Source organism: Coleofasciculus sp. A1-SPW-01 (assembly GCF_040217205.1).
In the GTDB taxonomy this organism is placed as follows: domain Bacteria; phylum Cyanobacteriota; class Cyanobacteriia; order Cyanobacteriales; family Coleofasciculaceae; genus Coleofasciculus; species Coleofasciculus chthonoplastes_A.
The window spans coordinates 70,805-92,907 of sequence record NZ_JAVJNP010000045.1; the positions used below are offsets into that span (position 1 = coordinate 70,805).

General features: G+C 43.0%; 20 protein-coding genes and 1 pseudogene. 7 read left to right on the forward strand and 14 right to left on the reverse strand.

Features of this window, described 5'->3' with window-relative positions:
* Window positions 1–144: 144 nt before the first annotated feature.
* Window positions 145–354: pseudogene (locus RH949_RS08055) on the forward strand (cation transporting ATPase C-terminal domain-containing protein); the annotation flags it as partial.
* A gap of 22 nt (window positions 355–376) precedes the next feature.
* On the opposite strand, the gene ruvA reads toward RH949_RS08055, so the two are convergent.
* The 9 genes from ruvA to bchH all read right to left on the reverse strand — a co-directional run bounded on the left by ruvA (window position 377) and on the right by bchH (window position 11,709).
* The gene (ruvA, locus tag RH949_RS08060) at window positions 377–1,009 is read right to left on the reverse strand and encodes a Holliday junction branch migration protein RuvA (protein ID WP_006098992.1); all 633 of its coding nucleotides are present in this window, start codon (window positions 1,007–1,009) and stop codon (window positions 377–379) included.
* Between the two features lie 112 nt (window positions 1,010–1,121).
* The gene (locus RH949_RS08065; RefSeq protein WP_446352499.1) at window positions 1,122–1,874 is read right to left on the reverse strand and encodes a sucrose-phosphate phosphatase; all 753 of its coding nucleotides are present in this window, start codon (window positions 1,872–1,874) and stop codon (window positions 1,122–1,124) included.
* A 56-nt stretch (window positions 1,875–1,930) separates the two neighbouring features.
* Entirely contained in the window at window positions 1,931–2,920 is a 990-nt protein-coding gene (locus tag RH949_RS08070; RefSeq protein ID WP_006098878.1) for an ATP-binding protein, read from the reverse strand.
* Window positions 2,921–3,063: 143 nt separating this feature from the next.
* The gene (locus tag RH949_RS08075; RefSeq protein WP_006098889.1) at window positions 3,064–3,618 is read right to left on the reverse strand and encodes a CHAT domain-containing protein; all 555 of its coding nucleotides are present in this window, start codon (window positions 3,616–3,618) and stop codon (window positions 3,064–3,066) included.
* Between the two features lie 34 nt (window positions 3,619–3,652).
* On the reverse strand, window positions 3,653–6,325 hold the full coding sequence (locus tag RH949_RS08080) for a P-loop ATPase, Sll1717 family (RefSeq protein ID WP_446352488.1): 2,673 nt from the start codon (window positions 6,323–6,325) through the stop codon (window positions 3,653–3,655).
* Window positions 6,322–6,702, reverse strand: coding sequence for a hypothetical protein (locus RH949_RS08085; protein ID WP_446352489.1), 381 nt, complete (start codon window positions 6,700–6,702; stop codon window positions 6,322–6,324). The genes RH949_RS08080 and RH949_RS08085 overlap by 4 nt, the downstream gene beginning before the upstream one ends.
* A gap of 126 nt (window positions 6,703–6,828) precedes the next feature.
* Complete coding sequence (locus RH949_RS08090) at window positions 6,829–7,188, reverse strand: HepT-like ribonuclease domain-containing protein (RefSeq protein WP_006098805.1); 360 nt, start codon at window positions 7,186–7,188, stop codon at window positions 6,829–6,831.
* On the reverse strand, window positions 7,175–7,489 hold the full coding sequence (locus RH949_RS08095; RefSeq protein WP_446352490.1) for a nucleotidyltransferase family protein: 315 nt from the start codon (window positions 7,487–7,489) through the stop codon (window positions 7,175–7,177). The genes RH949_RS08090 and RH949_RS08095 overlap by 14 nt, the downstream gene beginning before the upstream one ends.
* Window positions 7,490–7,929: 440 nt before the next feature.
* On the reverse strand, window positions 7,930–11,709 hold the full coding sequence (bchH, locus tag RH949_RS08100; RefSeq protein WP_446352491.1) for a magnesium chelatase subunit H: 3,780 nt from the start codon (window positions 11,707–11,709) through the stop codon (window positions 7,930–7,932).
* A gap of 236 nt (window positions 11,710–11,945) precedes the next feature.
* Here bchH and RH949_RS08105 point away from each other — a divergent pair, with 236 nt between their 5' ends.
* A complete protein-coding gene (locus RH949_RS08105; RefSeq protein WP_315897217.1) occupies window positions 11,946–12,113 on the forward strand; it encodes a DUF3796 domain-containing protein in 168 nt (55 codons plus the stop codon).
* Between the two features lie 204 nt (window positions 12,114–12,317).
* Here the strand turns inward: RH949_RS08105 and RH949_RS08110 are convergent, their stop codons facing one another.
* From RH949_RS08110 to RH949_RS08125, 4 genes are all read right to left on the reverse strand, one after another.
* Window positions 12,318–12,959 (reverse strand): DUF3386 domain-containing protein, encoded by a 642-nt coding sequence (locus RH949_RS08110; protein WP_446352492.1) that lies wholly within the window; start codon window positions 12,957–12,959, stop codon window positions 12,318–12,320.
* Window positions 12,960–13,154: 195 nt separating this feature from the next.
* Window positions 13,155–14,276 (reverse strand): alanine/ornithine racemase family PLP-dependent enzyme, encoded by a 1,122-nt coding sequence (locus tag RH949_RS08115; RefSeq protein ID WP_446352493.1) that lies wholly within the window; start codon window positions 14,274–14,276, stop codon window positions 13,155–13,157.
* 23 nt (window positions 14,277–14,299) lie between these two features.
* Window positions 14,300–15,421, reverse strand: a complete 1,122-nt coding sequence (locus RH949_RS08120) for a DUF1611 domain-containing protein (protein ID WP_006099026.1) — start codon at window positions 15,419–15,421, stop codon at window positions 14,300–14,302.
* Between the two features lie 122 nt (window positions 15,422–15,543).
* Window positions 15,544–15,783: a hypothetical protein gene (locus RH949_RS08125; protein WP_006098945.1), complete on the reverse strand. Its 240-nt coding sequence runs from the start codon at window positions 15,781–15,783 to the stop codon at window positions 15,544–15,546.
* A gap of 369 nt (window positions 15,784–16,152) precedes the next feature.
* Between RH949_RS08125 and RH949_RS08130 the strand changes: the two genes are divergently transcribed.
* Window positions 16,153–16,887, forward strand: a complete 735-nt coding sequence (locus RH949_RS08130; protein WP_006098879.1) for a helix-turn-helix transcriptional regulator — start codon at window positions 16,153–16,155, stop codon at window positions 16,885–16,887.
* A gap of 227 nt (window positions 16,888–17,114) precedes the next feature.
* Here RH949_RS08130 and RH949_RS08135 read toward each other — a convergent pair whose 3' ends face one another.
* The gene (locus tag RH949_RS08135; protein ID WP_446352494.1) at window positions 17,115–18,815 is read right to left on the reverse strand and encodes a DUF262 domain-containing protein; all 1,701 of its coding nucleotides are present in this window, start codon (window positions 18,813–18,815) and stop codon (window positions 17,115–17,117) included.
* A gap of 248 nt (window positions 18,816–19,063) precedes the next feature.
* On the opposite strand from RH949_RS08135, the gene RH949_RS08140 reads away from it, so the two are divergent.
* The 4 genes from RH949_RS08140 to RH949_RS08155 all read left to right on the forward strand — a co-directional run.
* On the forward strand, window positions 19,064–19,711 hold the full coding sequence (locus RH949_RS08140; RefSeq protein ID WP_446352495.1) for a type I restriction endonuclease subunit R: 648 nt from the start codon (window positions 19,064–19,066) through the stop codon (window positions 19,709–19,711).
* A 139-nt stretch (window positions 19,712–19,850) separates the two neighbouring features.
* The gene (locus RH949_RS08145) at window positions 19,851–20,585 is read left to right on the forward strand and encodes an ATP-binding protein (protein WP_446352496.1); all 735 of its coding nucleotides are present in this window, start codon (window positions 19,851–19,853) and stop codon (window positions 20,583–20,585) included.
* Window positions 20,569–20,805: a hypothetical protein gene (locus tag RH949_RS08150; RefSeq protein ID WP_232231636.1), complete on the forward strand. Its 237-nt coding sequence runs from the start codon at window positions 20,569–20,571 to the stop codon at window positions 20,803–20,805. Before RH949_RS08145 ends, RH949_RS08150 begins: the two co-directional genes overlap by 17 nt.
* A 163-nt stretch (window positions 20,806–20,968) precedes the next feature.
* A partial coding sequence (locus RH949_RS08155; protein ID WP_446352497.1) for a tetratricopeptide repeat protein occupies window positions 20,969–22,103 on the forward strand: 1,135 nt, incomplete at its 3' end.

Here is a 22,103-nt window from a genome sequence, read left to right on the forward strand (position 1 = left end):
AGTCGCTCTGGTGTATTTACAACTCCCATACCTGAAGCTGAGTCTAGATGAGATGTTCGTACAAACAAAGTGTAACTAGACCAGCGCGAAGCGCTATACATTGGTATCAATGCTGTCCGAAATGGAAAACGATGGTATTTACCACCTTATGTTCTGAGTGCTGTCACCTTGACCACGGCATTACAATTAATGCTAATTTATGTGGCTCCCCTACGGGATTTCTTTGGCACTCACTGGTTAAGTCCTCAAGAACTTTTAATTTGTCTTGGGTTTAGTGCGTTAATGTTTGTTTGGATTGAACTGGAAAAACTGGTGATTAACTGGTTCAGAAGTCGGCAAACGGCGATAGGTTAATCGGAGATGATCACCCCCACTGCTACTGACTCAACCATGCGATCGCGCGTCGAATCCATTCCTCGGCGTTGGGGTTTTTCGCCAGCAGTGCATCCTGACTAATCGCGTTCAGCGCCTGGGTAATTTCGGCGGTTTCATACCCTAGGGCTAGTAGGGTCATTTCCACATCTTCTAAAATAGCGGGGGAGGGTCCCGTTGCACTGGCTGGAGTTTCCACACCCGCGAATTTTCGCCATTCAGATAACTTGGTTTTCAGTTCCAAGGCGATGCGTTCAGCGGTTTTGCTACCCACTCCTGGAGTTTTGGCTAAGGTGCGAGTATTCCCGGTGACAATCGCCTGAACCAGATTCTGTAGTCCTAGGGTATCGATAAGTGCGATCGCTAATTGAGCGCCAATCCCACTCACACTCACCAACTGGCGAAATAAATCCCGTTCTGCGGCGGATGCGAAGCCATAGAGGATTTGTTGGTCTTCCCGGATTTGCAGGTGAGTAAAAACTTGCACTACTTGTTCTGATCCGATCTGAACCTCTTGGGATAGCTGTCGAGTAATTTGCACCTCATACCCGATTTGGTTAACCTCTAGAATCAGAGTAACTCGATTCCCATTCCCTTTCTGAATCGTCGCGACTGTTCCCTTGAGATAACTAATCATTAATTATAAGTATCCAAATTTAAACTGACCGTTACATCAGTAGAGACGCGCCATGGCGCGTCTCTACACTGTTGGCGATCTTCCCTGTTCCCTCTTCTCCTATCCCCAATTCCTAAACCAGAAACCCCAAATGATGCAGACCTTCTAATATACCATCTGCATAATCTGCCTGAGCAAAATAATGGTAATCTTTTTTGTTCGCCTCATACCATTGACGCAGTTCAGGTTTAGCATTTCCCACCAGAATACCCCGTTCTTCCCCAGCACTAAACAGGGCAATATCATTACCAGAATCACCACAGACAACGGTTTTTGTGGCGTCCATGTCCCATTTTTGCCGCAGGAATTGTACCGCTAAACCTTTATCCCCTTGACAAGGTAAAATATCTAAGTCTTGACCCCCACTATAGATCAGCTTGACATCTAATCCTTTTTCCTTTAAAGAGGATTCCAGACGAGGCAAAACCTCTGAGGAAATTTCTTCACTCAACACATAACTGACTTTAAACGGGCGCTGTTCTGTCTCAGGTTGCAGCAAAAGGTCAGAATAATGGGCAGCTATAGCCACAACTGCGTCCCGGTTCCACCCCTGTGCCAACATATCCGCCCATTCTGGGTCAAAGATTTTTTCCTGCGGATTGAAGCAAATTTCGGTGCCAACTGAGGTAATCAGCGCATCCGGTGACAGTAGGGACTTTTCGCTAGTCAGTTTCCGGTAGAGGGCAGGCGATCGCCCAGTCGCATAGACTATCTTAGTCCCATAGTCTTGGCGATGCTGCTCTAACTGTTGATTGAGTTCCTTGAGGGCATCGTCATCGCCAACTAGAGTGTTATCTAAGTCAGTTATGAATAAAAATGCAGTCATCACAATCTCGTGGATGATTAGAGTTTGCACCTGCATTATTTCGCATCAGCGTGGGATTAGCCAAGGGCGTTTGGATAAATAATTTTAAACGTTGTTCCTTTTCCGGGTAGAGAAGTTGTCGAAATCGAGCCGCCAATTTTATTAAGTTCTGTGCGAACAATATCCAAACCAAACCCGGTTCCGGCTCTCAAATCTCGCTCATCCTTAGTGCTAAAATCAGGATGATACAGGAGTTCGTAGACGGCTTCTGGGGAAATAATCTGGGCTTGAGTTATTGTAATTAACCCTTTTTTGATTGCCTTCGCCTTCACCCGTTCTAAATCAATTCCTGCGCCATCATCAGAAAAGGTGATTATTGTTTGGTTATCCTGATGAAAAGCACTCATGACAATCTGACCAACTGGCGATTTGCCCAGAGTTTGGCGCACTTGGGGGGACTCGATTCCGTGCGCGATCGCGTTGTTGATTAAGTGGGATAATAGTTTCGGTAAAGTGTCCAAGACCACTTTAGGAATTAATGTGTCCCTACCCTCAATTCCTATCTTGACCTCCTTACCATAGTCTAACCCGGCTTGTTTTACTGCACGTTCCAGGGGAAATATTTGCTCGATTTCGGCAAAAGCGACAGGGGGATTAAGCAGAAACCTTAAATGAGTATCAATACGGTTAAATATCGACTCTGTACCTGAAACAACCTGATTAGCATCATCGTCTTTAAGTCCATAGGGTTGCTTAAGTTTACTTACGAATAGAGATAATGCATCGAATAGCTGAAAAAAGAGATTTTGTAATGTTTGGTCGCAGTTAATCGGATAATCTCTTAATAGTTCAAGTTGCTCATGCCAACGATTAGCCAGTCTATCAATACTATCTAGACCTAACATTTCTGCCTGGGCTTGAATCGACAGAACTGCACGGCATAGCCCATACACCAATTCTATGTCTTTAGAACCTGATAGCTGGAGCAAATCTTGTTCAATTCGATAGAGATGTTCCGTCGCATGTTCAACAAATTCCTGAACCCATTGCTGTTCCTCTGATTGCATACGCCTTCCCCTGCACCAACTCGCACCACCTTATCCGTATTATAAGCATCAATCCTTTACCGAAGAAATAATTGATTTAGGACTTACGCCAAGCCTCTATTTGTAGGGTGCGTTAGCGAAGCGTAACGCACCTTTAACGGGAGCTAACGCACAACCGAATAACTTTCATACTCTGGAAACTGCCAAACTGCTAAATCTAACGCCAATCTTAAGTCTTTACCTGAAAATAAATTTTTGTAGAAAAGGCTAAAAAAAAGTCCTAAATTCGTCCAAGGAATAGAAGATTGAGGGGCAATTACAGCCGCTGCACCCGCCGCTAAAAAAGAATCGGCTAGTTGAGCGGAACTACAAGCACCACTAACCACTATTTTTCCCTGCCATTCTCTGATCAAGCTAATATCAAAATCGGTTAATATAACCTCTGGAACCCGTTCGCCAATATTCTTCGCATTAGACCATTGCAAAATCAAGCCATCATTTGTTCCATGCATAGCCAAGTGAACGATATTAAAATCCGGCTTTTTCAAGTACAATCTAAATGAATATTTGTCAAGGATTGTCTTTTCCTGCCAAATCCCATCATTACTGTAAAGTTTGTAATCTATCGCTTGTTTGGTAAAAAAGTGGGATATGATTAAGGATTCAGTCTTCTTTTTAATTTCCGGACTACGACACACTTCAAAAATAGCAACTTTCATCAAACTCCTAAACTTTATCTAGAAATAAGGTATGCTAACGCTGTCCTTTGCGAACCATATTCAATCCATACAGGTACAGTTCAGCAACCGCATAGACACGAGGCGGCGGATCATTGGCACGAGAACGTTCGGTGAGAATACCAGCTTCGATCATATCCCTGATAGTTTCCGTTAATTCGTTATCCTCCACTTTCCAAATTTCCGCTAGTCTCTCTTCATCAATCGGAGAACGTTCAGTTCGTAATCTATCCAGATAGACTTGAAGTTCAGGATACTCGTTGCGGACTTCATCAACACGTTGTTCGGAAACATAGGGAAAAGAATCAATCAAAGCTTTGGGGCGCAAGACTATCTCTTTACTATACTCTGTCGAGAAATCTTTTTCCCGTTTAACTGCTTCTTGTAACAATAACACTAAACTTCTCGGAAAACAGTTCTTTTGACCGTCAGCAATACGAGTCCGCACCCAATTATAAGTATACGCTTTTTTCGTCCGCCCCATCCGCTCACCCCATAGAGGATACAAGCTAGTCCGAAGTTGTTCTAGCTCAATGGCATTTAGTCGTGCCACTGTTACCCCCAATTTTTGCTCCAAAAATTGGCTAAGAGTAGCAGAACTGGTTAAGGCTTGGCGTAGCACAAGTCTCCAGAGATCAGCTTCATCCCAACGGAGTTGGAGTGATCGCCCAGTGTAATGCCCTTTGTTGGTAAAGTTAAGTTGATTCCAAATATCTTCCCGTAAAAATATTTTAGGGACAATACATCTGAGACTTGTCCCACTCTCCAGCCACCAAGCCAGTAACGCTCCAAGTGCTTGTTTTCGACGAACATAGTCTTTTGGAGTCGAACCAAAACCAGCATCTAACTCATCATAAAGCAGCCATACGACCTCTTTATTCTCTTGCAACCAGCGGTCAATTGCCCGTAGTTCATCAGCCGCTTGCGACCCAGCTTGTGGAGATTGAGTGCGATGGACTAACCACTCAACGATTGGAGAATGGGGAGGGTTGTCTTGATCAATTAATGCAACTAACTGTTGATCTAATTCAGGGAGTGAACGTAATTCTGGTATAGAATAACACAGTTGCAACAGAGCATAGTTTAGCCAAAAAATTGACCAACTATTCTCACCCACTTGTTGCTCATAACTCGCTAAATCATTACTTTCTAGGATAGGTCCAGGTAATCTCGGTTGACCATGGGCGGCTAAAAAGTTAACATTACTTAAATTAACCTCGGAATGAGCTAATTCTTTCGCTTTTTGTGATTGTTCGACAAACAGACGAAACAGCAAACTTTTTCCCGTTCCCTTAGCCCCCCGAATTAACCAGTTTTTGTTGCTTAAAAATCGGGGAAAATCTTCAGTGCGGTGAAATATATTTGGGATATTATCCGCTTCTATTTCTTGAGCGGTTGCTGCATCGAAGCTTAATTGCTTTAAAATAGATTTACGTTTTTCTGAAGTTTCATCTTTTTCTAGTTCAGGCTTGATATCAGGTAGACTTGCATCAATAGCATCAGCAATTTGTAAATAATCATTCAGTAAACTTCTGGGAACACCAATCAAACTAGATAAAGTTGTAATACTAGGATTATAGGGAATTTCGTAGTAAAGTTCTCCAACAGTTGTCTCACTCGGTAAACCCCAATTTTCCTCAATCCAATCTTCAACCCTAGTGAGCCAAGTTTGACGCTGTTCTGGTGCAACTAGAGGCATAGGCGTAAGCAGAAAGCGAAGATCAGGTTTTCCTTCATAGTCACGGTGTTTCCGCACCCCTTTCACAACCCAGCGTAATCCTTCAAAACTCTGGTCAGTCGGTGAAAAGCAAAGGATACCCGTATCAGCGAGATCAAAAAGTGCGATCGCGCTGGTATCATTAAATCCAGGACGTGCATCAATCAAAATTACATCTGGATTTATCTGAGTTTTGATATCTTCCATAAGCTGATTAACTGGATTGGTTTCACCTTGATAGAACTTTTCTAACCTGTGTCGATCCAAATCAGCTAACCGATGAATATAATTTTCATTATACTCTCCCACTGGCACTAAAAACAGTTCACCACGAGTGGGTAAATTGATGGGATAGATACAACTCTCAATCGGGGGAATATTCTGCTCAGGAGTCAAATAGCGTTGGTGCAAGTAATCCAGGACTCCGTAGGTTTCTTCATTGAACGTTTCTGTATCTGAGCGGAACATAATCGAAATACCTGGGGCTTCTAGGTCAAAATCGACCATCACAACTCGACGATTACGCCTTGCCAATATACTGGCGACTAAGCCTAGAGCAGTAGAACGTCCTACACCTCCCTTGAATGAGTAAAAAGTAACAACTAAGGGACGCTTAGGACTATCTTCATCAATCTGAATCGGTTGGTCAGATTCTGGAGCCATTAAGAGGTCTGACCACAGTGGTAATTGGATAGTAGCTGAAGGTTTTTCTGTTGCTTCTTGGGGGGTTAACAGCTCATAACCAGCAATGGGGTATTGACCCAAGTTAGTATTAATAGTCTCTAAAAAAGAATCAATTTTTTGTTCGCGCCATTCTAAGGGATGGTTTGCAAACAAATGAGTAATAACTCTAATTTTCAGCCATCCTAGTGAAGTTGGCTTTATTTTTACCTGTGCATCGGGATCTTCAGATTTTAAAGAATTAATAACATGGTCTTCAATCTGTTGAGAAAATTGAGTTGAATGGGTCATGACGTCTCCCCTTGTTGATCTAAAATAAATCGATGCAATACTTTAATAGCTTTGATAAAGCGTTGACTCTCCTGCTTATCTCCCATTTTATCTGAATAGCGTAAGGAATCATTACGCCAAATGTCTGAAACTGTATTCCAGGCATCTCGATAACGATTAGTGCGGTCTAATTCTATCGCACGTTGTAATGCAGGTACAGTTTCCAGTAACTTGCTCAGACTATGTAATTGTGAACCAGATAGTCCCTGTTTAAATACACGAGTATCTTTAAAGTTAGTTTTTCCTTCCCTGTCACAAATAAGAGATTTGAGAGAGCATTCAATAACATAGCCCCCCAAGTAAATAGAACCTGTCCAACGCCCTTGGTCATGTAACACTTGAGCATCTTCAAACCGACGCCGAGAAGCACCAAGCTGGCAACGTCTATCATAAGTATCGGGGAAGTAATAGTCCTCCGATATGATTGAGCCATATTTTCCTAGCGAATAAGGACTATTTTAGGACTATTCTATTTCCGGTGGCAAGGGTGGTATCAAAGGTTCTAATTGAGTAATCAGCGTGGGAATATCTGACGTCACTACAGACCAAATTCGTTCTTGCCTAATCTCTTCATACTGATGGGCAATAACATTCCGTTGTCCGATAATATCACTCCAGGGGATTTCCGGATGTGCTTGACGGAAATCATCTGACATTCGTCTCGCCGCTTCGCCTAGAATCTCTAACTGTCGCTCAACGGCACTCTGAAGCAATATACTCTCTAGATAAGCTTCATAAGATAAACCAGCCGTAAATTCTTGAAGGCGAATTGCTGCCTGTAACATATCCCAAAGATAACCAGATTCGCGACTATTGGGCTGCATAAATCACCTGTTTTGTACTTAGAATTTCATAACGCCGGAAAGGATTACGTAAACACTCCTTTTCCACGAAATCAACCTCCCGACTAAACTTCGTTTTCAGTTCTTCTTTCATCTTAATGATGTCCCACAGACTCCATTTAGCCTCCGGCGCAAAACTGACCAGTACATCGACATCACTATCGGGGCGAAAATCATCTCGTAAGATAGAACCAAATAGGGCAAACTCAGTAATTTGCCAGCGCTGGCAAAACGCAGCAATCTCTTCTCTTGATACCTCAACCTTTGGGCTAATTGTCGTCATATTGTTTGTAGTAAGGGCTTTAGCCTTATATTTTATTAACGTTATATTCCCATATTAAACCTTGAACAGTAAACCCGAAAACCTGCGATATTTTTGAGTAAGGCTGCGGCAAAATCATTGAAAAATGGTGCGTTGCGCTTTGCTAACGCACCCTACTGGCTAAAAAGGTAGCATAGATTTTACCATTAACTTGTAGGTTGGGTTGACGATAGGAAACCCAACAGAATATAGGGCTAAGGTTCCCTACTACAAGCCGAATCTAATTCATCAAATAAGGTGTACCACGCCAGCAACGCACCCTACTAAAATGGTGGCATAGATTTTACTATTAAGTCGGGCGCAAAGCTTTGCGCCCCTACAGTTTCCAGGCGTAACGTTAATTGATCCAATCAGGTTTGCCACGCCACGACAATTGGATAATTCAGCCACTAAATTATCCTTTAAACCGTCACCCCTTCTAATTCCTCATCCGTCAACTCATACAACGCCTGCAACTTCTGTAACTTCTCCTCACTGGGTTGCCAAAATCCTCGTCCACTTGCCTCCAACATCCGGGCAACAATATTCCGAAATGCCTCAGGATTTGCCTGTCTTAACTTCTCTGCCATTTCTGCATCTAAGGCATAAGTATCTGCTGCTTGATCATACACCCAATCATCGGTAAAATCGGCGGTTCCTCCCCACCCAATTAACGCTGTCATCCGTTGGGAGATTTCATAAGCACCACCTGAACCCTGACTTGCCATGGCTTCTGCCCATTTCGGGTTCAGTAACTTAGTCCGATATTCTAATCGCAGTAAGTCATCTAATTGGCGCGGGGTTGTATCTTTAGAAAAACTTTCTACAAAACTGGCGCTGACTTTCTTTCCCCGTTGTTTCTCAGCCGCTTTTTTCAATCCTCCGGTATTGGCATAGTATTCCTGAATATCAGTTAAACCGTATTCCACGGAGTCAATTTCCTGAACCACCTGGCTGGTTGTTTTTAATAGCTGAGTCAGAACTTCTGGACGCGCTTGTCCTTTATCTTGACGCCCATAACTAAACGCATTGCGACTTTCCCAGGTTTTGCCTAATTCCTCTCCCGATTCCCAGTTTCCATCCGTCACTTGTTCATTCACTAAGGAACCAAAATCACCAGCCGGGTTAGAAAATAATCGGGCAGAATTATTCTCGATTCCTTGGGCTTGTAAAGCTAAAGCATGTTTACGGATAAAATTCTGGTCTTCTGGTTCCTCCGCCTCCGCCGCCCGTTTAAATAAATCATCGAGTAATTCAATAATATTCACAAAACTATCTCGGAAAATACCCGATAGATTTGCCAATACATCAATCCGGGGATGTCCCAATTCTGCTAAGGGTTTTAACTCATAGCGAACAATTCGCCCCGTTCCTTCTTTGATGGGTTCTGCACCCACTAATTCGAGTAGGATTCCTAAGGATTCTCCTTTAGTTTTAATCGCATCTAATCCCCATAACATAACCGCCACCGTTTCCGGATAATCTCCCTGTTCTTGGAGGTGTTGGGCGATAATTTTTTGGGCAATGTCTCGTCCTCGTTGATAGGCTCCCGGTGAGGGCATCCGATAGGGGTCTAAGGCATGAATATTTCGTCCGGTTGGTAATACGCCTACACCATCTCGTAATAAGTCACCGCCCGGTGCTGGGGGAATGTATTCTCCATTTAATCCCCGTAACAGGTTCGTCAGTTCATCGGTGTTTTGCTGTAATAAGTGGGCAATTGTTTCTATTTCAGTGGCAAGGGAATCGGCATGACTATTTTTATCCTTAACCACAGAAGATAATTGAGTGGTTTGAGCATCTCCGAGTTTATCTATTACCTCCTTAATTAAACTAGATGCGCCATTATCGCCAAAATAAGCATTTAAATAGCTAGCCAACGTTTCTGGGTTCGGGGGTTCGCCCAAAGTATGTAATCCGGATGAAAATAGGCGTTGTTCTACCACTTGCAAGTATTCATACAATTTGACCAGATAATGATTAAATGCCTCAGCACTGAACAAGCGGATATTATCGGGTGTAAACGGAATCCCTAATTTCTTCGCCTGATCAAAGGGACAATCAGCATCTAAGCCACTATCCACAATTTTCTGACAAATGTCAGGTTTTAACGCATAATTTTTGTCTGGGTCTTCTCGGTACTCAGCAATTAAATCTCGCAGCGCGACTAATTCTTTATACAATCCCGCCCGCCCATAGGGGGGAACATTATGGGAAATTAGGACACCATAGCCGCGCCGTTTGGCTAAAATGGATTCCGAGGGATTATTGGCAGCATAAATATAGAGATTGGGAATATCTCCCAGCAAAATATCTGACCAGGAATACCCGGTATTGCCTAAAGGAGAACCCGGTAACCATTCCACGGTTCCATGCATCCCGAAATGAACCACTGCATGAGGTTGAAACTCATGGTGTAGCCATTTATAGAACGCGGCATATTGAGGATGAGGAGTCATATCCCGTTCAAACATTAACCGCATCGGATCACCTGAAATACCTAACGGAGGTTGCACACCTATCCAAATATTTCCTAATTGAATTCCACCAATTTGGAAGTCATCGCCGTAAGTTTTAATTCCGGTTCCGGTGAGGGATTTCCACTGCTTTTCGATGCGAGTTGTCAAGAGATAGCCGAGCCATTTTTCCAGGGTTTTAACGTTGACGGAGTTTGTCGCTAAATCCTCATGGCTAATGGCTTCATCGGCTGCTTTGACGCGGCGAATCAGTTCTTCGCCATCCTCAGGTAACTCGCCCACGGTATAGCCTTGCTGCTTGAGGGCGTGGAGGACTTTCAAGAGCGATCGCGGTACATTGAGTAAAGCTGCTGTTCCTGTCGCCCCATATCCGGGCGGGAAACCATAGAGAATGATGGCAATTTTCCGTTCTGAAGCGGGTGTCTGTCTCAGTTCAATCCAACGCTTCAGGCGTCCCGTCAAGCGTTTCACCCGTTCGGGAATCAGATAAATATCCTCTCCCACCAATCCCCCCAGAGGAACCGTGTCAATTGCCCCATCTAATTCTGGTAATGCATATAATACGACAGATTGCAAGCCACCAATTCCTTGTCGCGTCCAAGAGTGAATATCCTGAATCAGTAACGGTGCGGCGACAATATAGGGAACATTTTTTGCTGTGAGAATGCGTTTTGCTACCTCAACTTGACGCCCCGCCTCCATAGAACCAGCGGGTCCTCCGACTAATGGAAAGCCAATTGTAGAAACAATCGCGTCAACTTCAACAGCATCTTTGGATAAGGATAATGTATCAATTGTACCCAGTTTTCGTCGGGCAGTTTCATCCGCCGAGGTCAGCCAATCGCGCACCGCCACATGTCCTTCCACACCATTAATAAAGATAGGGACGGGGATTAATCCAGCGTTCTCAAACTGGCGAATTAATTGGGGAATATACGGTTGTTTAGAGACAACGTGTTTGCGATAGAGGAGAATCCCGACAATGGGAAGAGATCCCCCCCAGCCCTGCTTAATAAGGGGGGTGTTAGAGGGGGAGGAAGCATTATTTTGCTTTTGCCGATACCACTCCTGATAATGCTGTGGCGAGGTAAAATATCCATCATAATCGGGATGTAATAAACCCATGTTTGGAGTTTCGACTGGCGGTGGAATGTCTCCCACTTGTAATCCTAAGTATTTTTCAGCGAGTACCCAAAACATTGAAGCAACGTTTTCGGAACCACCAGCATTCCAGTAGCCGTAGATAATCAGCCAGTTGCGTAAATCCTGAACTTTTTTCGCCGGAATATATTTCAGCAGCTTGGGACCCGTCTTCAGAAAGCTAATGTAACCCGCGAGTTTATCTTCTTCTCGTCCATTACTAAATTTATCCAGAATAAACTTAATCGGCTTGGGCATTCCTTTGGGCTTATCGCCAATTTTAAACGCCCCGATTTGAGTCAGACTCATTAATTCTAGGGCGGATTCAAAGACAAGGCGGATGGAGATATGTTGGGTTCTCTCCCGCAGCCATAATACTTGGTCATAATCAAACAGCAGACTGGCGAAGAAGACATCAGCATCCTGGAGGGCGGCGGCGACGATATCCGGTTCTGTGGTCAAGGATTGGTCGCTAAATACGCGGATATCCAAGTCTGTACAGCGCTTTGTCGCCCAATCAGCCGCTTGGCGATACAAGTCGGCGTTGAATGATTCAAACCCAGCGATTAAGACGATGCGTTTCATAGACCCAAGCCCGAACGATTTCTTCATACATTGATCTTAATGGGTCTAGGAGATAAAATCCTGATTTTGTCCAGATTGTTCCAGATGTTGTATGCAACGTCTCTACACAGGTTTTGCGATTCGTTGCTAGACCCCTGATGATCAATCATCCAGTTGAATTCACTCAGTAGTAGGAGGGCAAAAGCCCTGAGCATTGGATATTAATAATAATAGAAACAAGAACAGCGAACAAGAAGATGGCAAACACAAGCGAAAACACAAAAGTGTCAAAACTCAGATATTTAGGTTTCCTGGGTTTTTTGGGATTGCTAGGCTTGATTATTTCTAATCCGGGATTATATGGATTTTTCGGGTTCTTTGGATTTTTTGGTTTAAAAAACAAAACGGAAGACCCAACGTCTTGAAGGCTGAAGGCTTAAGCGAGAGCAACATTTTGATTGCAGGTGGAAAATACTTTGAGATAGAACTCTCCCTAACCTTCCCTAAATCAACCCCTCCCTAACCCTCCCCTTGCCAAGGGGAGGGAACTCGAACGGTTAACATCGCGAAACTAAACAAACAAAGCCCGCCGAGGCGGACTCAGGAAAAATCAGGGAATTATTTACCATTTACAGAAGTTTGATATTTGAGAAATTAAACTCCTGAACGGACTCTTTTCCATCAGTTTCTGTACGAATAATCCGCTGGGTCAGGATAACATAGTCGCCAACCTTTTCGTAATTATCTTCAAACACACTTTTACCGCCCTTTTGTTCACCCGTTTTGGGGTCGTGGTAGACGGAATCATAACGGTGAGAAAGATAACCTTCGCCCGTGTTGTGGGAACTAAAGGTATTAATCGTAACGACAACGCCGTGAATGTGACGGTGGACGTGGGTTACTTCATTATCACGGACTTTATAGCGATCGCCTTCTGCTTTACCGCCCATTAATAGTTCCACAGCACCTGTCTCATCGGTATCGCCGAAGGAGAAGGTGTTTTTCCCGTGGGTGTCTTCAAAGGAACGGCGAACCCGGTGAATCGCGGTTTCCCAGAGTTGAGAGTGAATCGCTTGCTTGGCGTCTTCGTCTTCGACATCAAAGACTTCGGCTTTCATATCCGGGTTCACCCGAACCTTCCCTGTAACCACTTGATCATCCTGTTTGAATGTCACATCTGCGGTGTAACCGGGAAAGTTGTTATCCCAGGTGTAGCGGTTCTCATACGCCGCCCGAAAGAAATCACGCGCTGATGTTTGAACTCCAACCATCTGCTTCTCCTATATGTTTACTTTTGCGTTTCTGTAAACTAGCATAGTCGGGACTATCTAGCCTGTATAGACCCCAAGTGGGTACTGTCTGCGTCAACTACGCCACTGGGGAGCAGGGGCAAATAGTGAGTGGTGCAAGATATGAGTTAAACGGCAAAGATTTTAACATCAACCCCGTTTATTGACTTACAACTTCTAATTTATAGGTGAGACCATTTTTAACGTTTTAACCACAGGAATTATAGCTTCAGTTGCCAGGATAAATTGCTTTCTAATAAAAGGAGAAGTCATCGCGGACAGAAGACCGCCGTAATCCAGGTTAAAATTCACTTCATCTCCAACTTGTAAGTTGTGGTTCTTGCCGTCGAGAATAATATGATCACTGCTAGCTCCTAGTATTTCTAGCTTTTTCTTCGATTTCAAGCTAGATACCAGAACGTCCTGCCTTCCCAAAGCAATAATCACTCTCTGGCTAATTCCTCGATCTGAGAAACTAGGAACGTTTCCAAAAGCATCTTGACAGATCTCGCCAAATGGTAGGGAGGGCTTTGTCTTGGACTCAATAACTTCGGCAACGAGTTTGAATGCCTCTGTGTGTAAACCTGGAATCGCTTTTCGGTTCACAGTTTCGCGCCCTAAAAGAATGGATTCACCCAAGCGAAGATTGTTGATATTGCCGATATATTGAGCAGATTTATACCATTCATAATTAGCCGAATTACCGCCGGATATTATTTCCAAATTAATCTGAAATTCTTTTTGGATGCCATTAACCAGTTCAGACAATTTATGCATATTTTTCTTGTCTGGCTTTACTCCACCATAACAAGCCAAATTGCAGCCAATACCAACAATTTTTATCCGGGATAGAGAAAGAATTTTCCTGATAAATTGAGAAAGATCACCAGGAAGTACGCCTTCCCGCAGATCTCCCAACTCTACCATCACAATTATTTGATGATTTCTATTATGTACTTTTGCATAATAGGAAAGTTGCTTAATCGTCTCGATTTCAGTGTTTAGACTAATGTCTACACTTGTAACCACAGCTTCAGCCTGACTGAAAGGAGTGCGTAGAAGCACAAACTGAGTGGATATCCCAGCATTTTTCATTTTTTGAATGTTTTCAATGCGAGAGTCAGCAATAAATTTGACTCCACCTTGAATCATTGCCTCGACAATAGAAGGTTCTCCTAGCACTGCTTTGGAGACTCCCATCAATGAAATTCCTCTGTGTCCATAAAGTTCACATAGCATTCGGGCATTGTCCCGTATTTGAGATAGAGAAATTTCTATCCTTGGCATAAACAATTTCATTGATTATTTCCAGACGATTACGTCTACCTCATTCCCAATACAGGCATTTTTTCTAAACTCTTCCGCTTGATGGTTTGATTCAGGTTTGGAAAATGATCACCTAAGGCTTGAATGATTTTTTGGCATCCATGATTCAAGACATCCATTGTCGGTAATTGAAACTGCCTCTCATAATCCTCTATGATTGTCAAAATCTCTTCATCTGCTAGGTTTTCATGGCTTAATGCAATCGCCATAACTTTAGCTTGAGAAATCGCTTCAATCAGTTTAATTTCGCTCTCAACAGTTGGCATTGGCAAATGAGGAAAATCGCACCGAAATTTCCTAGCTGGTGGATGTTGAAGGATAATACCATCGGGCATACTTCCTTTCAAGATGCCGAGAGAACTCATAAAAGCGGGATGACTAACGGCACTCTGTCCCTCAACTAAAATGATGTCGGGACGTTCGTTGTCAAAGGCTTGAATAATAGAGTTTTCTATTTCACCAATCACAAATTGGGAAATCAGAGCATCAATCGATATGCCATACATTGCTCCCTGCATCAAAGCAGTTTGACCCGTCGCTACCAATACTGACTTTATGCCGAGAGTCTTGAGGGACTTGTTGAGTTCTATTGCGGTTGTCATTTTGCCGCAAGCACAATCTGTACCTAATATGGCGATTACAGGAACATTAATTTTAGAGAGTTGACCCGTAAAGACGTGCAAATCTTGTAATTGTGGAGGTTTTCTGATATCTTTAATTTGGATATTATGTTGGGCAGCCATCTGGGTAAACTCTTGATCTTCAGAGAAAAACTGATGAAGACCGTTAATGATATCCATTCCTTTTTCCATGGCTTCTAAGATAAGAAGCCGTTCTGCCTGGGATATAAAGGCATCTAAAGGAGCTTTGCCATAAATGTAACAGTTGGGAACCTCTGAAAGGTTAATTAATGCTTCATTTAAATTAGCAAAAATGGGTATACCATTCTTTTCTTGCCCTAATTCTTCCCCTGCGTCTTTACCCGCTCGTGAACTATCAATCACCCCAACAATTGTATACCGTTCAGAGTGTCGAACCAACCCAGCAGCAGTTTTTCCGTCGGCTAAACTAAATTGATTTTCGCAGTAAATTAAAGCCGTTTCTTTTCTGATTGTCATTTCAATTAGTTTCTTTTAACTTTTTTTTTCACTCATCAGGAGACTTTTTGGTAATTGCCAAGTATCTCGACAATTTATAATTTTCTCTAAATACTTGAAATCATTTCCTGGCAAGCTTCCTGTTAAATCGTTTTGGATAAACTTCTGTTTAAGTTAGCCATTTCAACCACAGCCTCTCGGTGAAACTGAATCACACAAGAGGCTGATTCCCGATAATGGACACGGGTACAGGTAGATACTTTTAGTGTGATCGTGTTAGGGGTCGAATCGAGTAACCGTTGCACCGTACAGGGTTGCCTCTTATTCTTGCAGTAGGCAATGATGCGATCGCCAACTTTAATATCGAGTGCTTGAATGTTCATTAATACTCCTCCTTTGGGTCAATGAATTGGCTGTGTCAGTCGTATCCAGCGCGAAAAACGGTTTATCGGTACGACTCAACCGAGGGACCATTAATTGTCTTGGAGGTGTTGTGATTGGCTAAGGCTTTTATTGCTCAAAGCCCGTCAGATCATCAAGAGTAGATTTCTCACTCCTAGCTACTCTACTGTGGTAGTACCTCTTCAGAGTAGCATATAAAAATGACAAATTATATCAAAATAAAAATTTTAGCGTCAAGATAATGTCGCTATACTGTAATTACTGTTCACCCAGATAAAAAAATGAACTCTCCTAAGCGTTCAGGTTAAACCATGCTGACTTATTTAACAATTCGTTCAAAATGATAGATTATGACCGTGCCAAGTACGATGAACCGTTCTCTCCACAGTTTTTTCCAAGCGATCGCAGATGCTCGTGATGAGCAGGAACTTCGCCTGCAAATTATGGACGAATTAGGGGAGCATTTTCAGGCGCAGTATTGGGGGCTGTGTCTGCTCAACGAAGATTCTCACGCGGCTGAGGTGCAGATGCAAGGGGGAGCGGATACGGAGGGGTTTGTCGCCGATTACAATAAGCTGGCGCGGAAGGTCGATCCGGTGTTACGCTACGTCATAGAACACCATGCTCCCGCCCATGAACAACTGGTATTCTCTCCAGAGGTTTGGAAACAATCTGAACTGTACCAGAATTGTTATGCTCGCTACGATCACGAACATGTGATGATGGGTCCGATTGTCAGTGGGGGGCGTTTAATGGGTGGGGTATATTTTGCCCGTGCTTCTGATGCACCTGCGTTTGATTATAAAGACTTGGCTGACTTAACCGGATTATGTTTGCATTTATCATCCCGTCTGGCTACCTTGCGATCGCAAGCCAAAAAATCCCAGTCTCTCGTCGCTAATCGCCTCACTCCACGGGAACGGGAAATTGCTGATTTAGTTGCCAAGGGGTTGACAAATGCGGAGATTGGTGCTGAACTTTGGATTACTCAAAATTCTGTGAAACAGGCGCTGAAACGGATGTTCCGCAAGCTAAATGTATCAGCGCGTGCGGAGTTAGTGGCGCGATTGCAAGATACTGTGTAGAGACATTACATGCAACGTCTCTACCATCGGGTAATAAAAGTTAAGAATAGGGCGGGTTTTGTTGTTTTATATGGGGTGTGTCCACTGATTTAATCCCTAAACCCGCCCCTACACTATCATGGTGCGATCGCGGCGGTTATCAATGGCGTTAAACAGATGGTTAATTTAACCGACAAACATCAATTTATTTATTTGCCCTCATGTTTAAAATATTAGCAGAGTCTGAGCTATAAAAAATCCGATTGCCAAATATGAACAGCACGTTGGGCAAAATGCCTCTGGCGTGCAGCAATTGTATCCGGGTTCCATTCTTCAGCCGTAATTCGTTGAGTGAGCTGATAGACGCTCTGCTGATATTTTTCTTGCTTACTATGATAGTTTTTTTGTCCGATATCCCGATTAAACGAGGGTTCTAATAGCGTCAGATTTCCCAGACGATAAACCATTTCCTCTAATTGCCGCTCAGTGAAATATTGCCGCCATTCATCAGTTGGCACTTCCGGGAGAATATGCTCAATAGAAAAACTATTTTCCTCTACCTGTATCCCTGATGCATCTGCCTCTAACTGGCTGAGAATATAACGAACGAGTTTACGCTTTTGCCCTTTTGTCGAGATTGAGAGTAAAGAAAAGTCTTGTTGAAATTTTTCGTCGGTGACATAAACCGGACGAAGTGTATCAAATACTTGTCGTGGCGTTGTGATAGTTCCCTCAGCAATATTAGTGGCAACAGTATTGTAAACTGATTCCAGTTCATTCGGATTTAAGCGGCTAACAATACTATAGCGGAACGAGATGACAACGATGAGCTTGAGTAAGCGCGTGAAATTTTCCGGAGAAAACTGCTGATAGGCAGCAAATAGAGTCGGGTAAGCCTGTTTGACTCGAAATAAATTCAACTCACGGATGTAAGGTTGGTTCTCCGGAGTATCACGCCAGAATTCATCATTGGGATTGCTAAGGGCGACATATAAACTACTAAAGTTCTCAAGCTGATCCAATAAATCAAACGCTTTGGTTGCATCATTAACCGATGATCGAACCAGCTTGAATAAACGTTCACGCCGCACTCGAGTATGTTTTAAACTCAAATAGTAACGCAGAAATTCTGGGAACTTCTCCATCTGAACGGTATTGATAATGCGTCGCCATTGGCGCTGTGCTTCTTGTAAGTCATCAGGTCCTCGAAAGAGTGAGAAGAGGTAATTTTTCAACAGGTCAGTGGAGGTTAACTCTATTCCTCTAGCATTTAATGTCTCAAAAACCGTATAAGCATTCAGTTCATCTTCAACACTGATTTGAATTAACAGCAGTCCTTGAGCCACTGTATCGGTAATAAACATTGCCAATTTTTCGCCATCTTGAGTCACCTCTGGCAGTTTTTCTAATTGAGTGAAGAAGTATTCAAAAGCTTGCCATAGGAGTTGATTGGATTTCGAGAGAGAACGAATATTTAGGGGTTTTCTCAGGTTAACTAAATTACTTTGATAAAAATCATTATTATTTTCATTCAAAATCAGTTTACTTGAGTATCGTAGAGAACGAGGATCGCGATCACCGAGATAAGTCCGCTTGAGAATTTCTTGTCGTTCTTGATTGGCTTGAGGCTCAATATCTTTCTCGACAAGCTGTTGGAGCATTTTAATAACAGCAACGGCAATAATACTGAGTGTGGCTAGGCGTTGCTGACCGTCAATAATGGTAAACGATTGATCAGTCGTCCCAGAACGTTGCAGGACAATTGCTCCCATATAATGACTGACACTAACATTATTATGCAGCATTAAAATATCCTGCCACAGGTCTTCCCAATTCTCCTCTGTCCAGGAATAATCCCGTTGAAACGGCGGGACTCGATAGATTTTTCCGTTGCTGATTAAATCGCCGAAGCTAGTTGTGCGAGTATCTAGGAGGTTAATCCGAACCATAACAAAAAGGTAGAAGGTAAACGACAGAAGAATGTGCAAACTAGATAGATTATCAAGGGGGTAGTCAACTCAGATTTGGTATCACTGGCTTGGAGGAGATGGGGGATCTTGAACACAGGACTTACGCAGACACACCACGGATGGGGGTAAAGGTGCGTTACGCTACGCTAACACACCCTACAAATAGAGCCTTTGCGTAAGTCCTAGAACAGTTTGCTAAACTCAGGTTAACAAATAAACAGAAACCGATGGTTACAGGTGTAGGAATTACTGATACTATAAAAAGCTTAAATGATCTGCGGGTGCGCTGTAATTTGCGTCAAGCGGATGATGATCGCTTTTTCAGTGAGTGGGTTGATGATTTACCCGAACTCGACGAACGAGAACAGGCGGGTGTTACTCGCATTAAACAACGCTATGATTATCATCGCGGCGATGGTTTGTTATTGGAAGGTACAATCAATCTGCTGGTGGTTTCGCCACTATTAGAACTTGCAGGATTTCTTGATCCGCCTTTCCGCATTCGTTCGCCTTATGGGGTTGGGTTAGAACTTGATGATCCTGAAGAAACGATTCGCGGTTTTATTGATACGCTAGTTGTACAAGAACAACTTTGGATTTTGGTGATTGAGTCGAAGCGAACCAGTATTCCAGTTCCAGCAGCTTTACCGCAGTTACTGGCTTATATGTTAGCGAGTCCGCAGAGAGGGAGTCCAGCCTTTGGTATGGCGACAAATGGGGATGAGTTTGTGTTTTTAAAGCTGAGTCAAGGAGATAGTCCAGAGTATGATGTATCACGGACTTTTTCGTTGTTTCCCAGGCGACATGAGTTAAGCGAGGTTCTACGGATTTTGAAGCAGTTGGGACAAGCGGTAGTAGTGGCGTGGCACAGCTAAAATGGTAGATTAGAATTGTAGGGGCGCACAGACGTGCGCCCAATTTCACGGTCAAATATTTTCCACAATTTTAGCTGTGTCAGTCCAGTAGAGTGATAAATTAATGATAATATCCCGGAAACAATAAGTGAGGAAGCTGATGAGCGAAGAGTTAATTACTAATATTTACAACGCCTTCGATCCATTTCAACCGTTAGAACCCGATGATCCCGTTTATGTGGACTGTCATCAAGTCCGGGGAGATGAGAATATTTTTCGCGAGTTGGGCAAGAAAATTATCCGATCAAAACAACCCACTTGTCAACTGTACACGGGACATCGAGGAGTCGGTAAATCAACAGAACTCAAACGGCTCAAAAAGCATCTGGAAGAAAAAGGTTTTTTGGTCGTTTACTTTGCGGCGGATCAGGAAGATATTGACTCGGAAGATGCCCAATATACCGATATTCTCCTCGCTTGTACTCGGCATATTTTGGAAGAACTCAAAAATCTGGCGAGTCCCCAACCCTTGCAAGAGTGGTTAAAAGGGCGATGGCAATCTCTGAAGGATTTAGCTTTGACCGAAGTATCCCTGGAAACAGTCTACTCGAATCGAGCCACACAGGTGCGCGATAACTACGGAGACTGCCAAGTTTTACCGATGATTATGGTACGAAATACTGATGACTCGGTTTATGAACCTGGATTAAAAACACTCAAAGAATTGATAGGTAAGCGAGTGGGTCAATTTGCCCCTGATGCTTCCCTGGATACCGAAATTTTTGATAAATCTGAAACCATTGAGCGATTGTGTCTGGCGAGTGGGGGTCATGTGCGGGAAGTGATGCAATTGATGCAAACAGCACTCGACTGGACAGATGATTTCCATTACTAACAATGCTGTGCAACGAGCGATTACCAAAGCCCGTAATAACTATCGTAATGCAGTAGATGCAGAGGACTGGCAGAAGTTAGCCGAAGTTTCGGTTTCAAAAAGCATTCCTAACGATCTTGATTATCGAAATTTATTATTTAACCGCTGTTTGTTAGAATATCGCCATGTCGATGAAAGGGGAGAAATCAAGCGCTGGCATGATAAGCTGTTCGGCATTTAAACCTTAATATCAATAACGGCGAAAGCCTTGTAGTGCGAGCATCTTGCTCGCTACTAATACCCAATTTAAATGCATGACAGCTTACCCACCCATTGATTAAAGAAATTGATGAATTTCGAGAGGCGCTTGATACAATGAAGAAAAGAAAATCAGCATAATCTCGATGAAGCCAATCCCAGCCAATTTTATTGATGATTTTCCTATCGATTTAGGGGAAGAGTATCAACCGCTACGGCGTGCTTTAAAGCGGCGCAGAGGATTTGGCTTGCTGTTTGTCCGCTGTTCTCCTGCCCAAGGGGAACGATTGATTGCCAGAGTACGAAAGGATGTTCCCCAGAAAACAGTTGATGTTTTATCCTTAGACAAGCCTATTGATAATCTCTACGAAATTATTGACAATCTCCCGAACAAAGACAAGCTGGATATTTTGTTTATCAAAGGAATTGAAAAATCTTTGGTGGATTATATCAAGCCGGGGATTGGGGGAGAAGGTGACTATTATAAGGAAGACACTGTACCGAGAATTTTAGGTCATTTGAACCTTCAGCGAGAACGATTCCGCGATGATTTCCCGATTTGCTTTGTTTTTCTGCTGCCGTTATACGCTCTTAAATACTTTATCCGTCGCGCTCCAGATTTTTTTGATTGGCGTTCGGGAGTGTGGGAATTTCCGGCGAGTTCAGATTTAGTTGAGCAAGAAGCAAGCCGCATTCTTTCTCAAATAAACTCTGAAGATATTTTAAAGATGAATACCTCAGAAATAAAACAAAAAATATTTGAAATTAAAGAATTTTGTGAGGTATATAAAAACTACGACAAGAAAAAAGATTTGTTTTTTACGCAAATTTTACTTTTGCTTGCCAACCGTGAACTTGATACGGCATTAATTTACTGTCAAGAATTAATTCACGAAACTCTTGAAGATGGTTGTCAAGACTTCGAGTCAAATCCTGTTTTAATAGGTACAACTTGGTTAAGTTATGTGATTGGCAATAATTATCAGAAGGCACTGGCTAGCTGTGACCAACTCTTAAAACTCCAACCCAAAAATTACCAAATCTGGTTAATACGGGGGATAACTTTATCTCGGTTTGCAAGGTACGAAGCTGCTCTAGTCAGCTACGACAAAGCCCTTGAACTTCAACTTGACGATAATTCTGTCTGGGATCATCAAGGTTATGCGCTGTATCACTTGGAAAGATATGAGGAAGCGATCGCTAGCTATGACAAAGCCCTAGAAATTCAACCTGACGATTATTATGCCTGGTACTTCCGGGGTATTGCACTATCTTATTTGG

Coding starts and splice junctions, on each gene's coding strand:
- RH949_RS08070 (WP_006098878.1), bottom strand. CDS start 2,920: ATGCAATCAGAGGAACAGCAATGGGTTCAGGAATTTGTTGAACATGCG.
- RH949_RS08115 (WP_446352493.1), bottom strand. CDS start 14,276: ATGAAATTGTTTATGCCAAGGATAGAAATTTCTCTATCTCAAATACGG.
- RH949_RS08145 (WP_446352496.1), top strand. CDS start 19,851: ATGAGCGAAGAGTTAATTACTAATATTTACAACGCCTTCGATCCATTT.
- RH949_RS08105 (WP_315897217.1), top strand. CDS start 11,946: ATGGCAAACACAAGCGAAAACACAAAAGTGTCAAAACTCAGATATTTA.
- RH949_RS08140 (WP_446352495.1), top strand. CDS start 19,064: ATGGTTACAGGTGTAGGAATTACTGATACTATAAAAAGCTTAAATGAT.
- RH949_RS08095 (WP_446352490.1), bottom strand. CDS start 7,489: ATGACGACAATTAGCCCAAAGGTTGAGGTATCAAGAGAAGAGATTGCT.
- RH949_RS08125 (WP_006098945.1), bottom strand. CDS start 15,783: ATGAACATTCAAGCACTCGATATTAAAGTTGGCGATCGCATCATTGCC.
- RH949_RS08135 (WP_446352494.1), bottom strand. CDS start 18,815: ATGGTTCGGATTAACCTCCTAGATACTCGCACAACTAGCTTCGGCGAT.
- bchH (WP_446352491.1), bottom strand. CDS start 11,709: ATGAAACGCATCGTCTTAATCGCTGGGTTTGAATCATTCAACGCCGAC.
- RH949_RS08150 (WP_232231636.1), top strand. CDS start 20,569: ATGATTTCCATTACTAACAATGCTGTGCAACGAGCGATTACCAAAGCC.
- RH949_RS08120 (WP_006099026.1), bottom strand. CDS start 15,421: ATGACAATCAGAAAAGAAACGGCTTTAATTTACTGCGAAAATCAATTT.
- RH949_RS08075 (WP_006098889.1), bottom strand. CDS start 3,618: ATGAAAGTTGCTATTTTTGAAGTGTGTCGTAGTCCGGAAATTAAAAAG.
- RH949_RS08080 (WP_446352488.1), bottom strand. CDS start 6,325: ATGACCCATTCAACTCAATTTTCTCAACAGATTGAAGACCATGTTATT.
- RH949_RS08090 (WP_006098805.1), bottom strand. CDS start 7,188: ATGCAGCCCAATAGTCGCGAATCTGGTTATCTTTGGGATATGTTACAG.
- ruvA (WP_006098992.1), bottom strand. CDS start 1,009: ATGATTAGTTATCTCAAGGGAACAGTCGCGACGATTCAGAAAGGGAAT.
- RH949_RS08110 (WP_446352492.1), bottom strand. CDS start 12,959: ATGGTTGGAGTTCAAACATCAGCGCGTGATTTCTTTCGGGCGGCGTAT.
- RH949_RS08065 (WP_446352499.1), bottom strand. CDS start 1,874: ATGACTGCATTTTTATTCATAACTGACTTAGATAACACTCTAGTTGGC.
- RH949_RS08130 (WP_006098879.1), top strand. CDS start 16,153: ATGACCGTGCCAAGTACGATGAACCGTTCTCTCCACAGTTTTTTCCAA.